The sequence below is a fragment of the Streptomyces sp. BF23-19 genome, assembly GCF_041106355.1.
Lineage (GTDB): Bacteria > Actinomycetota > Actinomycetes > Streptomycetales > Streptomycetaceae > Streptomyces > Streptomyces virginiae_A.
In genome coordinates, this window is record NZ_JBGBPT010000019.1 from 52,477 (window position 1) to 65,983 (window position 13,507).

The 13,507-nt window shown below is 68.8% G+C and carries 12 protein-coding genes; 3 read left to right on the top strand and 9 right to left on the bottom strand.

The window, feature by feature from the left end; genetic code table 11:
* Positions 1-787 precede the first annotated feature (787 nt).
* Positions 788-3,631, top strand: a complete 2,844-nt coding sequence (locus AB8A24_RS13670; protein ID WP_369475791.1) for an AAA family ATPase — start codon at positions 788-790, stop codon at positions 3,629-3,631.
* Between the two features lie 342 nt (positions 3,632-3,973).
* On the opposite strand, the gene AB8A24_RS13675 is transcribed toward AB8A24_RS13670, so the two are convergent.
* The 3 genes from AB8A24_RS13675 to AB8A24_RS13685 are packed head-to-tail and all read right to left on the bottom strand — an operon-like array spanning position 3,974 to position 6,110.
* The gene (locus tag AB8A24_RS13675; RefSeq protein ID WP_369475793.1) at positions 3,974-4,699 is read right to left on the bottom strand and encodes a SpoIIE family protein phosphatase; all 726 of its coding nucleotides are present in this window, start codon (positions 4,697-4,699) and stop codon (positions 3,974-3,976) included.
* Positions 4,700-4,703: 4 nt separating this feature from the next.
* Positions 4,704-5,642, bottom strand: coding sequence for a zinc-binding dehydrogenase (locus AB8A24_RS13680; protein WP_328960536.1), 939 nt, complete (start codon positions 5,640-5,642; stop codon positions 4,704-4,706).
* A gap of 54 nt (positions 5,643-5,696) precedes the next feature.
* A complete protein-coding gene (locus AB8A24_RS13685) occupies positions 5,697-6,110 on the bottom strand; it encodes a nuclear transport factor 2 family protein (RefSeq protein WP_369475795.1) in 414 nt (137 codons plus the stop codon).
* A gap of 141 nt (positions 6,111-6,251) precedes the next feature.
* On the opposite strand from AB8A24_RS13685, the gene AB8A24_RS13690 reads away from it, so the two are divergent.
* Entirely contained in the window at positions 6,252-7,160 is a 909-nt protein-coding gene (locus tag AB8A24_RS13690) for a LysR family transcriptional regulator (protein WP_369475797.1), read from the top strand.
* Positions 7,161-7,539: 379 nt separating this feature from the next.
* On the opposite strand, the gene AB8A24_RS13695 is transcribed toward AB8A24_RS13690, so the two are convergent.
* A complete protein-coding gene (locus tag AB8A24_RS13695) occupies positions 7,540-8,112 on the bottom strand; it encodes a PhzF family phenazine biosynthesis protein (protein WP_369475799.1) in 573 nt (190 codons plus the stop codon).
* On the opposite strand from AB8A24_RS13695, the gene AB8A24_RS13700 reads away from it, so the two are divergent.
* Positions 8,113-9,426 carry a sensor histidine kinase gene (locus tag AB8A24_RS13700; RefSeq protein ID WP_369475801.1) on the top strand — a complete coding sequence of 438 codons (1,314 nt, stop codon included), beginning with the start codon at positions 8,113-8,115 and terminating at the stop codon, positions 9,424-9,426.
* 46 nt (positions 9,427-9,472) lie between these two features.
* On the opposite strand, the gene AB8A24_RS13705 is transcribed toward AB8A24_RS13700, so the two are convergent.
* The 5 genes from AB8A24_RS13705 to AB8A24_RS13725 all read right to left on the bottom strand — a co-directional run bounded on the left by AB8A24_RS13705 (position 9,473) and on the right by AB8A24_RS13725 (position 13,462).
* On the bottom strand, positions 9,473-9,937 hold the full coding sequence (locus tag AB8A24_RS13705) for a hypothetical protein (protein ID WP_369475803.1): 465 nt from the start codon (positions 9,935-9,937) through the stop codon (positions 9,473-9,475).
* Between the two features lie 204 nt (positions 9,938-10,141).
* Positions 10,142-10,366: a hypothetical protein gene (locus AB8A24_RS13710; RefSeq protein WP_214346505.1), complete on the bottom strand. Its 225-nt coding sequence runs from the start codon at positions 10,364-10,366 to the stop codon at positions 10,142-10,144.
* A 62-nt stretch (positions 10,367-10,428) separates the two neighbouring features.
* Positions 10,429-10,848: a hypothetical protein gene (locus AB8A24_RS13715; RefSeq protein WP_369475806.1), complete on the bottom strand. Its 420-nt coding sequence runs from the start codon at positions 10,846-10,848 to the stop codon at positions 10,429-10,431.
* Between the two features lie 107 nt (positions 10,849-10,955).
* Complete coding sequence (locus AB8A24_RS13720; protein WP_369475808.1) at positions 10,956-13,019, bottom strand: hypothetical protein; 2,064 nt, start codon at positions 13,017-13,019, stop codon at positions 10,956-10,958.
* Positions 13,019-13,462, bottom strand: coding sequence for a hypothetical protein (locus AB8A24_RS13725; RefSeq protein WP_214346496.1), 444 nt, complete (start codon positions 13,460-13,462; stop codon positions 13,019-13,021). Before AB8A24_RS13725 ends, AB8A24_RS13720 begins: the two co-directional genes overlap by 1 nt.
* Positions 13,463-13,507 lie beyond the last annotated feature (45 nt).

Here is a 13,507-nt window from a genome sequence, read left to right on the forward strand (position 1 = left end):
GAGCGCCCGCAGCGCCCGGCTCGTCGCGAGGTGCTCGCCCGGATCGAGGGCGGCCTCGATTTTACCGGCTCGGCGGTGAAGCCCGGCTGGCGTCGAGTGCGCCCAGGCTCTGGTAGCCGCGGCTGGCGGTGGCGTTCGAGATCCCTCCCGATTCTCTGCAGCGGAGGATGAGCGAGGCGACGCTCACCCCCCAGATGCGCCGGATCTCCGTGAGTTCGGAGAGGTCGAGACGGCGGGGGAGCAATGGTGGGATGCTCGCCGCGGGGGTGAGGAACTCCGCAGCCGTCGTCATCGGTCAGGGCGGCGCCGAGGGCATGAACGGGGACGCCTTCGCCCCCCAACCGGATAGCCTGGATGCCGGACTTGGGGCTCCACGTACATGCGTGCGGAATGGCTTTTCTGCCCCAGGCCAGGCCAGGCCGAGTTGGTGCGGCCGACGACCCTATGCGAACTTAGCCGTAGCGGCGTGTCCGGCCTCTGAAGCCTCTTATGAAGCTCAAATATGTGCCGCCCGGTACGCATCGCAACAGGGCGGCGTCTATTGTCTGCTGTCATGGAGTCAGCTCCACGAGTCGCCGCCCGGAAGCGTGACCCGAACAAGTAACGCCTTGGTCGCACTGCGGAATGAGACCGTCACCACCCGCTGGCAGGGATGGTCACCCGGTTAGTGGCTGGTCCCTCTCATCGGGCAGTTGACTCTTTTGAACCCGATACCCGGGCACCGCCCATCGGGTTCGGCGAAAAGCTGGTTCAGCAGGCAGATGGCATCACTACGGGAGATACGGCCGTGCAATTCTTGGGGCCTCGCCTCGTCGGACGCGATGCCGAAACGGCGATCCTCACCACTCTGGCGGTACATGCCGCGCGCGGCTCGGGGCAGGCCGCGTTCATCGCCGGCGAGGCCGGGGCGGGAAAGACGGCGTTGCTCCGGTGCGCGGCGGCAGACGCCGAAGGTGCCGGCCTCCAGGCGTTGTGGGGCTCGGCTCAGGAGTTGGAGGCGCATCGCCCGTTCGCGTTGATCTCGGCTTGCCTGGGGCTGGATGACGGTCCTATCGACCCGCTGCGGGCGCGGGCTGCCGAAGTCCTCCTGGGGCAGGCTCGGTACGGGCTGCCGGGCACGCCCGGAGGCGCGGATTTCGCCACCGTGGAGGCCATGTGCGTTCTGGTCGAGGAGATCTGTGCGCAGGGGCCCGTAGCGCTCTTCCTCGATGATCTCCAGTGGGCCGATCGGGCCAGTGTGCTGGTACTGCAGCGGCTCGCGCAATCGGTGGCTCAGTTGCCGCTGCTGATCGTCGGGGCGCTTCGCCCGGTTCCCCGGGTGGTCGAGGTCGACGTACTCGCCCGCGGGCTGCGAGGCAGCAATCGCACGGTGCTGCAGCTCGGTCCACTGGCCTCCTCGGCCGTGCCCTTGCTGGTGGCCGACGTGATCGGGCATGAACCCGGCCCTCGGTTGCTTCGGCTCTGTGAGGGGGCGGCAGGCAACCCGCTGTACCTGGGGGAGCTGATCGCCGCCCTTCAACGGGAAGAGGCGATCACGCTGCACGGGGTCCTCGCGGAGGTCCCGGCCGATTGCACCGTCCCGGCGATCGACACGCTGATCACACACCGGCTGGCCTACCTGCGTGACGAGGTCCTGCAGGTGTTGCGCGCGGCGTCCGTGCTGGGAGCCGGCTGCACGCTCCACGACCTGGCAGCAGTACTGGAGGTGCCGGCCCACGTCCTGCTCACGAGCATCGCTGATGCCGAAGCGGCCGCAATCCTGACTCCCGACGGCCCACGCGTCGTCTTCCGCCATGACCTGGTACGCCAAGCCCTGCACGACGCCGTGCCGAGTTCAGCCCGCTCGCTGCTGCACATCCGGGCCGCACAGGCTCTGACCCGTGCGGGAGCGGCGCCCGAGCGGGTCGCCGGACATCTGCTGGAGGCCGCTCCCCCGGACGGGGAGTTCCTGGTCCCCTGGATAACGCGGTCTGCGGCGCAGCTCACCGCGCGTGCCCCCGGTCTTGCCCTGCGGCTGCTGGGCATGGCGCTGGTGGTCGCCGATCCCGCTGACCCACACTATGAGCAGTTACGTCTGCACCGTGTCGTGGCGCAACTGTCATCAGGTCTTCTGGCTGAGGCAGAGGAGAGCGCCCGCATCGCTCTGGCAAGGCCTGCCGATTCCGGCCTGGAGGATCTGTTTCGCTGGATCATCGTTCAGGCCGCGTTCGCGCGCGGCCGCCCTGACGTCGCTCTGGCAGAAACCCGTCCCGCATGCGGAACAGCGGGGGCGACGCCACTCGAGGCGGTCCGGTTCCAAGCCTTCGGGTCGGTTTGCCTCTTCGCCCTGGGGCGGTTGCCGGAGGCGGGAGCTGTCGCTGCTGCTGCGCGGCGAGCGGCTGTCGAGCTGGGCGACACCACGGCCTTGGCCTATGCCCTGCAAGTGCTGGCTGCCAAGCATTTTCTGGAGGCTCCCGGCCTTGAAGCACTGGAGCTTGCCCGTCAGGCATCGCGTCTGACTCCCAAGACGATCCATCCGGCGCAGTGGCTCGGACTGCAGCTGGCCCTGGCCAACTGCTACCTGGAACTTGATCTCACGCCAGACGCGGAGCGCGCTTTGGCGAGCGTCCGCCAGGGCGCCGAGCACCTTGGGGGTGTCTTTCTACCGTGGTACCACTTGTCCTGTGCGCTGATGGCGTTCCATGCCGGCCGGTGGCAGGACGCGATCGCAGAGGTGGACGCCGGCCTCGACCCCGGCGTCCACTTTGCAATGAGCCGGGCGTTGAGAGCGCTGGCGGGGACAATAGCCGTCCATCAAGGCCGGCGGGACGACGCCGAGACCCACATGAGCCAGGCCGCAGCGGCACAAGACAGCGGAACGGTCTCCTGGTTCTACGAATACATCCTGTTGTGCACCGAGGCCCTGCTGGACGAGGCCCAAGGGCATCCCGAGCGCGCCTTCAGCCGACTGGCGCACTGCTTCGACTCCGGAATCGGGCATCTGCCGGGTCAGCTGATCCTCAGCTTCTTGACACCCGATCTGGTCCGGCTCGCGCTTGGCCAGGGCGACTCGCCAGCGGCCCGGCGCTATGCGCAGGCAGCCCGGTCACGTGCCGCACGCAGCAGCGCTCCCTACCATCTGGGGGACGCCTGCCGGTGCGAAGGGCTCATCGCTCAGGATCCGGAGCTGCTGCTGGAAGCAGCCCGTCACTACCGTGAAGCCACACGGCCGCTGAACCAGGCGCACGCCCTCACCGACGCCGCCGAGCTGCACGCGATGCGCGGTCGGCTCTCCGACGGCCGTGTGTACCTGGAACAGGCTCTCTCGATCTACGGCAGCCTGGGTGCAGTCTGGGACGCGGCACGTGCCACCGCCCGGCTTCGCGCGGTCTCCGTGAGCCGCGGCACCCGCGGCCCCCGCAACACCGCCCGCTCGGGATGGGAAGCGCTCACCTCCACCGAGCGCATCATTGCCGGCCACGTCGCTGCCGGACATTCCAACCCCGAGACGGCCACCCGCATGTGCATCTCGCGCCGCACCGTCAGCACCCACGTCTCCAACATCCTGCGCAAGCTCGGACTGACTTCGCGCATAGAGCTAGCCACCGAGGTGATCCATCGCAACAGCAACCCCGAACACCAGCAGCCCTGAACCATAGGTCAGTTGGTGGAAGTCAACACCACCATGCCCGACCCCGAGCCCGACCCCGCCGCCACGCGTTCACCGGGCCGCCTGGTCCGTGACTTCGTCGCCCCCGGCGTCGAACGGGACCTGCGTGGCTGACTTCACGCACGTGGCCACCGGGGCACCATCTACGTCGTGTTCGACGTGACCACCCTCTCCCGCCACATCGGCGGATGGTCTGCGTCGATACCGAAGGAAGCCCAACTCGTCCTGCTTGCGCCGGATCTGGCCTGTGGCAGCGCGACCGCGAACGCCGCCCGCCGAGACCGGGCAATCCGGTACACCACCCCGACGCCGGTTCGGGGCACCTCACTGGGGCAGGTCTTGCTCGGTCCAAATGCATTTGCCATCGCGGAGGTAGCGCGCGCCCCAGCGCTGGCAGGTGGCGGCGACGAGTTGCAGGCCACGACCGCCCTCGTCGGTGTAGGTGGCGCGGCGGATGCGCGGGGTGGTGAGGCTGCAGTCGTAGACCTCGCAGATCAGGGAGTTGCTGCGCAGCAGGCGCAGGCTGATGGGGCCTTTGGCGTGCCGGACCACGTTGCCGACCAGCTCGCTGACCAGCAGTTCGGTGGTGAACGCCAGGTCGTCCAGCCCCCAGGTGGCCAGCTGTCTGCGGACGTAATGGCGGGCTTGTCCGGCTGCCTGGGGATCGTCGGGAAGGCTACAGGTGGCGATGTCGGCGGCGGCGGTGCTCCGGGTGTGGGCGATGAGCAGCGCCGCGTCGTCATTGGTCTGCTCGCGGTCGGGCAGCGGCGCGGAGACGACCGTGTCGCACAGGTCTTCCAGACCGTCGGCGTCGGCGGCGTCGCCCGAGAAGTACGACGCCCGGCTGGCCGCCTGCGACAGGGTTCGCCTGAGCTGGGCCAGCCCCTGCTCGGTGTCGCGAGTAGCGGACTCGACCAAGCCATCGGTGCACAACACGAGCAGGCTCTCCTCCGGGAGGTGCAGCTCGTGGAGGTCGAAGGGTGGGGTGGCGGCGCCCAGCGGCGGGTCGGGGCTCGGGGAGGGAGTTTGGGAACCCGAAGAGTCGCGCATGCGGTCAGCCGACGGTCAGCACGGCGTTGCCTCGGATGTTCCGGCCGCGCAGGTCGGTGATGATGTCGGCGGTGCGGCTCCAGTCGCGTACCGAACCGATCTCGGGGTGCAGTCGGCCGGCGGCGACCAGCCGGACCAGGGCGGTCAGGTCCTGGCCGTATGTCGTGTCCGAGGTTGTGTAGTCGAAGTGCGTGATGCGGGCCTGGTTGGGGCCCTTGAAGAAGTCGAAGAAATTGAGGGCGACGGGCTCGCGGCTGGCCTGCCCGAACCACACCAGCTGTCCGCCCGACGCCAGTTGGGCCAGGGCCGCGGGCAGACTGGCGCCGCCGACCGACTCGAAGACCACGTCGTATGGGCCCTGCGCCTCGTCCACCGACGTGATCAGCTCGACGGCGCCGAGCGGCAGCAGCCGTGCGCCGCGTTCGGCGGTGGCGGTGACTGCGGTGATCTCCGCGCCGGAGGCGGCGGCCAGCTCGGTCAGGTAGTGGCCGACGCCGCCGCTGGCCCCGGTGAGCAGGACACGGCGGCCGGCGAGCGGGCCGGCGGCGCGCAGCAGTCGCAGTGCGGTGATCCCGGCGAGCGGGAGGGCCGCTGCGGTCACGGCATCGAGGCTGTCCGGTAGTTCGGCCAGGCTCGCAGTGGGCACGGCGACGCGCTCGGCCCAGCCGTACGCGGGCGGATGAGCCACCACGCGGGTGCCGGCAGCCGGTCCTGTGCCATCGGCCGCCGCCCGTATGACGGTGCCGGCGACGTCCTTGCCCGGGCGCCAGCCCGCCCAGCGGCGCTCGAGGCCGCCATCGAGCTGGAAGGTCTCGCCGCGGTTCACGGAGTACGCCTCCACCGCGACGACCGCCTCGTCGGCGGCGGGCTCGGGCTCGGCGGCCTCACCGAGGACGACCGGCTTGTCGGTGTCGGCGGCGGATCCGGGCAGTATGGCCTTCATGGTTCACAGCTCCTGTTGAAGTATGCGGGTGTTCAGGGGACTTGCGGGTGGGAGTCAGGCGAAGACGACGGTCTTGGCGTGGAGGGTGTCGAAGTACTCGCGCACGGCGGTGATCCGGCCCTCCCGGACTGTGAAGATCGCCAGGCAATGTTGGTCGTAGCGGCCGCCCGCCCGGGCCAGGCCCCGGGTGTTCCACTCGGCGAGGACCCGTTCGCCCTCCGCGATCAGCCCCTCGAACTCGAACTCCATCGACTCCGGCACCAGCCGGGCCACCATCACCGGCACGAACTCGTCGAGGATCTCGTCCGGGCCCGTCCACGTTCCCGACACCGGCAGATCACCGGCGAGCGTCCAGGTCGCATCGGGTGCGAAGAAGTTGCGCAGTGCATCCATGTCGCCCTTCATCAGGGTTTCCATGTACGCCTGGACAACTGCCTTGCTCGCTACAGTGATTTCCTGCTTGTTCATGAGTGAGGCCCTCTCGTGGCGTGCTCCTTCTGACGCCTTGAACACTAGGAAGATGTCGCCGGGGAAAGGAAAGACCTGTTCGCACCAGGCCCAGAACAAACGGGCATAAGTGCAGGTCATGGCTGCTGTAGGGTGCCCGGCATGGCTGAACTCCGTCGTCTCCGCTACTTCCTCGCCGTGGCCCGGGAGCGGAGTTTCACCCGGGCCGCCGAGCGTCTGCACATCGCCCAGCCCGCCCTCAGCCGCCAAATACGCCAGCTGGAACAGGAATTGGGCGTACGGCTCCTCGACCGCACCACTCAGTCCGTGGAGCCCACCGAGGCCGGCCGGCTGCTCATGGACCGCGGGGCCGCTCTGTGCGAGGAGGCCGACCGGCTGTGGCGGGACGTACAGGGCTTCGCCGCGGGTGAGAACGGCAACCTGTCGGTCGGCTACAGCGCGAGCACCGGCTACGAGACCACGCCCACCCTGCTCGCCGCCCTGGCCGAGGCCCATCCCGGCATCAAGACCGGCACCCGTCTGCTGCCCACCGCCGAGATCCTGGCGGGCGTCGCCGACGGCACCCTCGACGCCGGCCTGGTCCGCTGCCCGCCACCGACCCCCCAACTGGTCCGCACCCTGCTACGCCTGGAACCCCAGGGCATCATCATGCCCAAAGACCATCCCCTGGCCGCCGGTTCGGACGTCGACGTCGACGCGCTCGCCGACGAGACCATCCTCGTGCACGCCCGCCACGACAACCCCGGGCACTACGACGCAATCACCGGCATCTTCGACCGCGCCGGAATTGCCCCACAGTTGCGCGAACGCCATCTGTCCTTCGACGCCGCCCACATGCCCGTCACCCAGGGCCAAGCTGTCTCCGTCGTCGGCGAATCCGCCCGGCCCGGCCTCCCGGCCGGGCTGGTGTGGCGGCCACTGTCCCCGGCAGCGGCCATCGAAATCCACCTGCTCACCCGCGGCACCGCCGAACGGCCCGCCACCGCCCGGCTGCTGCAGGTCGCCTCCCGCACCGCCCGCACCCACGGCTGGATCCACTCACCGTCCTAACCTGCCTACGGCCCGAACCGGGTCCTCCGTACCGCCTCTGGCCTGCGGCCATGCCGACTCGTTCTGGAGCAAGGCGGATCACGGACATGACCACCGACTGCCCTGCGCCATACGGGGTGCTCGACGACAGGTTCCGGTACGGAGAAGTGGGCTGCGGGTGATCGGCAGTTGGAGAACTCCACGTGGGATCCCGCTGCGTGGAGGGGCCGCTGTGCATACCGGCTTGGCGCCAGCTGAACTGGAGCGGCATCCCCAGCGAGCCGTGTGCATCGTGAAGCTTGCAGGCCACGAGGGCTGGTGTGGTGGCGGGCGGGATGCTCGGCCGGTGTCCACGGTGGAGATCGTCTGACGTGCCGGCCGCTGATGAGCTACGGGCCGGCTATGGCATGCGGATGCTGCGTGTGACATCTGCGGCGCCGCTCAAGTGGACCCGCAGCCCCGACGCGTCGTGATGTGCGGTGGCGGTGATCGTGGAGGGACTGCCGAGGGAGTCCCCCATGTCGACGGCGATGTCGCTGATGCCCTGGCCGGCCAGGTGCGCAGCGAGGCAGGCGGTGCTGTTGGCGTTGGCGATGTCTTCCGCGACGCCGATCGACGGGGCGAACATGCGGGCCGCGACGCGGCCGGTGGGCGTCGGCACCGAGTAGGCGTAGCAGCCCAGAAAACCGAGACGGTCGCAGGCGGCACGGAGCCGTTCGAAGTCCGGGCTGAGGGTGGTGAGAGCGGACCGCGTAGTAAGGGGAACCAGCAACCGCGACCGCCCCACTGAGGCGACGCGGGTACCGGGAGCGAGTGTGCCCGAGGTGACACCGAGTGCGGGCAGGGCAAGGTCGCACTCGATCGCTGTGGGCCTGCGGAGGTCTACGGGACCGGGGTCGAAGGCGGCATTGACATGCGTCTGGCGATCACGCTCCCGGGCCTGACCGCCCTCCTGGTTCTCCTGGGCGAGCACGTGGACCTCGCCCTCGCCCTGGTGCTCTACCTGCTCGCCGTTGTCGTGATCGCCCTGGTCGGCGGCCTCGTTCCCGCACTGGTGGCCGCTCTCGCCGCGGGACTGCTCGCCGACTACTACTTCACCCCGCCGATGCACTCGTTGCGCGTCCAGCACCTCGCCGACGTCATAGCGCTGGTGGTGTACGTCGTCACGGCCGTCATCGTCGGCATGGCCGCGGGTGCGGCCGCACGCAGCACGTACCGGGCCGTCCGCGCGAGTTCCGAGGCCCGGGCACTGAGTCGGCTGGCCACCGCCATGATGCACGGCCAGGACCTGCCGACGCTGCTCGAACAGGTACGGGAGGACTTCGGCCTGGAAGCGGTGAGCCTGCTGGAACGGGATACGGGGCATGCCGCCGAGCCCCGCTGGTACGTCATCGCCAGCACAGGCGAGGATCCACCCGAGCGCCCGTACGATGCGGATGTGGACAGCCCCGTCGGCGACGACCTCACCCTGGCCGCCCGAGGGCGCCCGCTGAGCAGCGACGACCAGCGCGTACTGGGAGCGTGCGCGGCCCAATTGGGCATGGCCTACTCGCACGGCCGGCTCGCTGCCCACGACGCCGAAACCGGCCTGCGCGCCGCAGCCGAACACACCAGGGCCTCGCTCCTCCTCACCGCGAGCCGAGACCTGCGGGGCCCACTGAGCACAGCCGACGAAGCGCTGGATGGCGTCGGCGTCGGCGTCGGCACGGATACGAGGGAGAGTCGGACCCTCGCCATAGCCCGGTCGTCGGTGCGGCGTGCGGTCCAGCTTCTCTCGGACCTCGACGAGTTGAGCCGCCTGCACGCCGGGGCACTGGACCTGTATCTGCGACCGGTCGATCTCGACGAGCTACTGACCGCTGTTCTGGACGACTTGGGTCCCGGTGGCCATACGATCCAGTGCAGCCTGCCGGAGCTGCTGCCCGACGTGATCGCCGACGCGGCCGTGCTCACGCGCGTGCTGACCGCTCTGGCGGCCGAGGCCCAGCGCCACAGCCCGCCGGACCGGCCCGCGCGGCTGACAGGCAAAACCCGGTCCGGTCAGGTGGAAATCCATATGACGGACGGAACCAACGACGAAGTGCAGGGCGCGGAACGCGGCACACATCCGAGTCGCACGCCGGACAGCCTGACCCTGCGGATGTGCCGTGACCTCACGGAGACCATGGGGGGCACCCTTGAAACCGCACCCGTCGGCCCCGGCTTTGCCGTGACGCTCACGCTTCCGGCGGCGGCCTCCCGGCGGCCGATCACCCCGGCTGCGCCCTCCCCGGCGGAGGGTCAGTGACTCGCGTCAGCCACTGCCCGGGTGCACCGAAGTCACCGACCGTCGATCACTGCAGGCCTGAGACCTTGAAGACCGTGAGGGCCGTCTCGCGGTCGATACGCTCTGCCAGCCGGCGCAGGGCGGTCTCGCCGCACAGCAGAGTGCCGCGCCGGATCGATGTGCGGGTGTCCGTGTCGAGGCGGCGCCACATCGCGGGATTGCGGACCAGGACGGTCGGATCGATCTCGACCTGGCTTCCCTCCGTGTCGCGGAGGATCATCCGCTGGGCCACCCCGTCGGACCACCTGACCGAGACGAGGGAGTCGGTGCGGACAGTGTCTCCGACCAGCAGTCCTCGGGCGCTGAGCAGACCGGGACCTGCGGAGACCCTGGACGGCAGCAGGATCACGAAGAGGAGGGCGGCCAGGCCGGTCCAGAGGACGCCGCGGGTCGCGTCGAGCTTGCCGAAACCCGCGTCCATGGCGAGCAGGGCCGAGTGCAGGAGGGACGCGACACCGATGGCCGAGCGCATCTCGCCGGCCCAGTGGATGTCGCGTGTGATAGGCCCTCGAGGCTCCGCGCCGGCGTGAGCACCGGTTGCGGACTGCGTGAAACGTCGTCCCATGGGGGTGACGTCAGGGCCGGTACGGGCCTCGACACCGGACCCTGACGCACCGCTGATGTGATGGCTACGGCATTTTGACGGCGCTCCGGTTCGAGACCAACCCCAGGCCGTTCAGTGGCCTGGCGGGCCGGTGGTGACTGGCGCGGGATTCCACGGTGCGGGGGCAGGCGGTGGCTCGAACGGTCCGGCCCGGTTGGCCATGAGGATCAGCAGCGTCCCGACGACGAGCACGGTGATGACGATGAGGGCGAGCCCGACGGGGTTGCGAGGGTTGTAGTAGTAGCGGTTCGTTCCCCACTTGCTCCGCTTGAAGACCGGTTCGTCGTCGTGATGCACAGGCTGCGTCCTAGCTGGGTCGAAGGTATGGGGAGGCGCGCATTCCCCAGCGGCCATTGCGGTCAGGAGGCGCAGCCCACTGCCTTCTGGGCCGCGGGGAAGTACACGGTCATGAGACGGGTGAGGGCCTCACGGCGTGCGGGTACGTCGGAGGCCTTGATGGGCGGGTAGATCTCGACGACGAACTGGCTGGGTTTGCCCTCGTAAGTGCAGCGTGCGACCGCGACGGCCATGGAGTCGGCAACGTGGGCGGCGTCGCCCACGTCGATCTGGACGGGATTGCCGGAGCTCTCCAAGCGCTGTCCGATGCCACCGATGACGTCTTCGTCCGCCGTGGTCACGTCGCCTTTCACGGTCAGGACGGTGTTCTTGTCCACGGTCAGTTCGCACCGCGGAGCGTACGGCCTGGCTGCGTACGTCGACTGCTCCAGCTTGGCGCCGGGCGGAAGCAGCGGTGCGGTGAGGGCCGAATCGACGGCCACGCCGCATAGGTCGCCCGGCAGTGCGTACTCCCTGCTCTCGCTGCACCCGGTCACGGAGATCAGTGCCGCGGCCCCCGCGGCGGCCGTCATGGCAGTGCGCAGGCGCTTCACTGGGTGCCTGCCAGACCCTTGGCAGCAACGTTCCCCGTCACAGCGGACGTGTTGATCTCCTGCTCCAGCGTGCGCGGCGTGTAGGGGTGCCCGGGGTTCGCCTTGGCCCATTCCTCGGAGAGAGCCCTCAGCTGGTTCTCCCGGTGCGTGAACGTCTTCGCGTTCTGGTCCTGGACTCCCGCGTCGATCCGCGCCTGTTCGTCGAGCTGCCACTGGTAGGCGAGGGCGTCGACACCTCGTTGCGCTATGTCGCCGACCACGGGGATGAAGTTGGCGGCTCCGCCGAAGCCGTGGTAACGCCACTTGGCTTCCCACGTGGGGTCATCCTTGTCGGTCTTGAGGGCCTGGTAGCGGGCCTCTTCGAGGAAGCCGACCGTACGGCCCGCATCTTGCAGCGTCTCGTTGGGGTCACGCGGCTGTTCTGCGTGAATGTCTTTGATCATTTCTCGGTTCATGGCCTCGTTGAGCATGCCGTAGGAATTCTGGTCGCGGGAGACCTGCTTGCTCACCTCCAGGAGGTGATGGCGGTCGAGCTGGCGGGGGTCGTCCGGCGTGTCCGACATGGCGCTGGCCGAGTGGTGTACGACATCGCTGTGGGCGGAGAGAACTTTGGCCATGTCGTCGCGCATCTCGGACGGGAACTCGTCGCCCCGCTCGGAGAGGTACTTCAGGGAGCGGTCCAGAACCTGGCGGTGTTCAGGCGTGAGGTCGTCGGGACGCGTTGTCATGTTGTTGGGGTCGACTCCCGTGGCCGCAGAGACCAGGGCGGCGCCCGTGGCCTCCCGTGCGGCGTTGCCGTCCTTGGTGTTGAGGGGCGTGTCGTCGAAGGTCTGCCGGTCGCCGAGGACGTACTGGGCGTTGTCGGTGGGCTGCGTCGCGTTGAAGAACTCGGTCGCCGCGTTCGGGCTGGCGGCCAGGGCGGTCATGAAGCCGGTCATGGGGTCGCGGCCGAAGTCCTCGCCGATGAAGTTCATCTTGGGCACCGGTGGCACGCCGCCGTTCCAGTAGTTGGCCGGGAGCTTCATCTTCTTCTCGGTGGCGACGAGCGCGTTGCCGTAGTCGTTCAGGAAGCGGTTGTCCCAGTCGCCGCTGCGCATGAGGTTGCTCGTCACCTGGTAGCCGTAGACCTGGCTGCCGCGGGTCTGGATGCGCTCCTCGCCCAGCTTGACCATGTCGTTCTCCCAGGTGCGCATGGCCGGGCTGTCGGACTGGGTGGCGCCGGCCAGGGTGAGGGAGAGGTTGCGCTGGAAGTCGCCGAGCTGGTCATGGCGGGAGCGCTGCAGGGTGCCGCCGTCGGAGGGGTCGGCAAGGTCCGCCCAGAAGTCGAGCAGGCCGCGCGGGCCGATGGTGGTGGCGAGCTTCTCCTGGAAGAGGCGATCGTCCTTGTACTTGGCGAGATCGCGGTTGAGTCTGTCGAACTCCTCCGGGGACATGTCATCGCCCTTTGTCCCTAGGAGTTTCGCGATCCGGTCGGCGTCCTTCATGGCGTCCGCGGCGCGGTCGCGGTCGTAGTAGGCGGCGTCGGAGAAGCCGTACGGGGTCTGGCTGACCAGCATGGTCAGCGCCTGGGCGGCCGTCGTGTCGCTCTCGGTGGCGCCCTCGAGGATCCGCTGTACCTCGTCTCGGAGGGCGGTCGCATCGTCCTCGGTGTGCTCGGGCACCGTCGTGCCCTTGGCGGCGCGGTCGGGGTGGATGTTCATCGTGACGGTGAAGCCGCCATTGCCCGCCGGCACCACGGTGAGGTTCTTCTCCAGCCCGCGCCGGATGGCCTCGTTCAGCCTGGCCTTGTAGTCGACGAGCTCACCGTGGGTGTCACGCAGGATGTTCCCGATACTGGTGGCCTCGGTGGCGGCGTCGGCGAACTCCTTGGCGGTCTTGCCGATGAACTCCCGGGTCACGGTCGCGTTCACTCCAGCCCAGTCGGCCTTCGCGGCCTTACCGCCGAGGTCGCCACGGGCATCCGACTCCAGCTCCCACAATTTCGTGGCCATGGCCGTCCAGTCCGCGACGGCGGTTGACAGCTTCGAGAGGTCCGCGAAACGCAGTGCGTCCAGGTCCATCAGTGCTGCGCCCTTTCCTCGAATCCTGTATTGAGCTGCGCGAACTTGAACTGGGTGGCGATCCAGTACTCGCCTTCGGCGTGCGCGTTCTGCGTGTAGTCGAGGTGGTTGGAAATGTGGGCGCAGGCGTCCAGCAGCGTTCCCACCTGGTCGTGCCACTTGTCCGCGAGCGTCGAGAGGGCGGTCCCCAGAGCGAAGTCCTTCTTCAAGGAGCCGGCCGCCTCGTGCGTACTGGCCTTGGCATGGTCCCCATCGGTGCCGAGCCTTTGCCGCAGCTTGAATGCGGCGTTGCCTACTGCCGCCAGGTCCTTCTGGGTGACCACCAGATCCCCCTGTGGCCCGGGCCCGCCGCCCCCTCCGGGATCGAGCTGATTGAGCCGCATTGCCGTCTGGTTGGCAGCAGCGGCTGACTTGAGCTCTGCCCATTCGGCATCGAATGACATAGGACCCCCGTGGTGAGAGTGACTTGATCGGTGAGCGAGTTCGGT

Bases quoted from the DNA above. Each gene is read 5' to 3' on its own strand.
- AB8A24_RS13675 (WP_369475793.1), bottom strand. From the start codon at position 4,699: ATGCGCGACTCTTCGGGTTCCCAAACTCCCTCCCCGAGCCCCGACCCG.
- AB8A24_RS13680 (WP_328960536.1), bottom strand. From the start codon at position 5,642: ATGAAGGCCATACTGCCCGGATCCGCCGCCGACACCGACAAGCCGGTC.
- AB8A24_RS13685 (WP_369475795.1), bottom strand. From the start codon at position 6,110: ATGAACAAGCAGGAAATCACTGTAGCGAGCAAGGCAGTTGTCCAGGCG.
- AB8A24_RS13690 (WP_369475797.1), top strand. From the start codon at position 6,252: ATGGCTGAACTCCGTCGTCTCCGCTACTTCCTCGCCGTGGCCCGGGAG.
- AB8A24_RS13705 (WP_369475803.1), bottom strand. From the start codon at position 9,937: ATGCGCTCGGCCATCGGTGTCGCGTCCCTCCTGCACTCGGCCCTGCTC.
- AB8A24_RS13720 (WP_369475808.1), bottom strand. From the start codon at position 13,019: ATGGACCTGGACGCACTGCGTTTCGCGGACCTCTCGAAGCTGTCAACC.
- AB8A24_RS13725 (WP_214346496.1), bottom strand. From the start codon at position 13,462: ATGTCATTCGATGCCGAATGGGCAGAGCTCAAGTCAGCCGCTGCTGCC.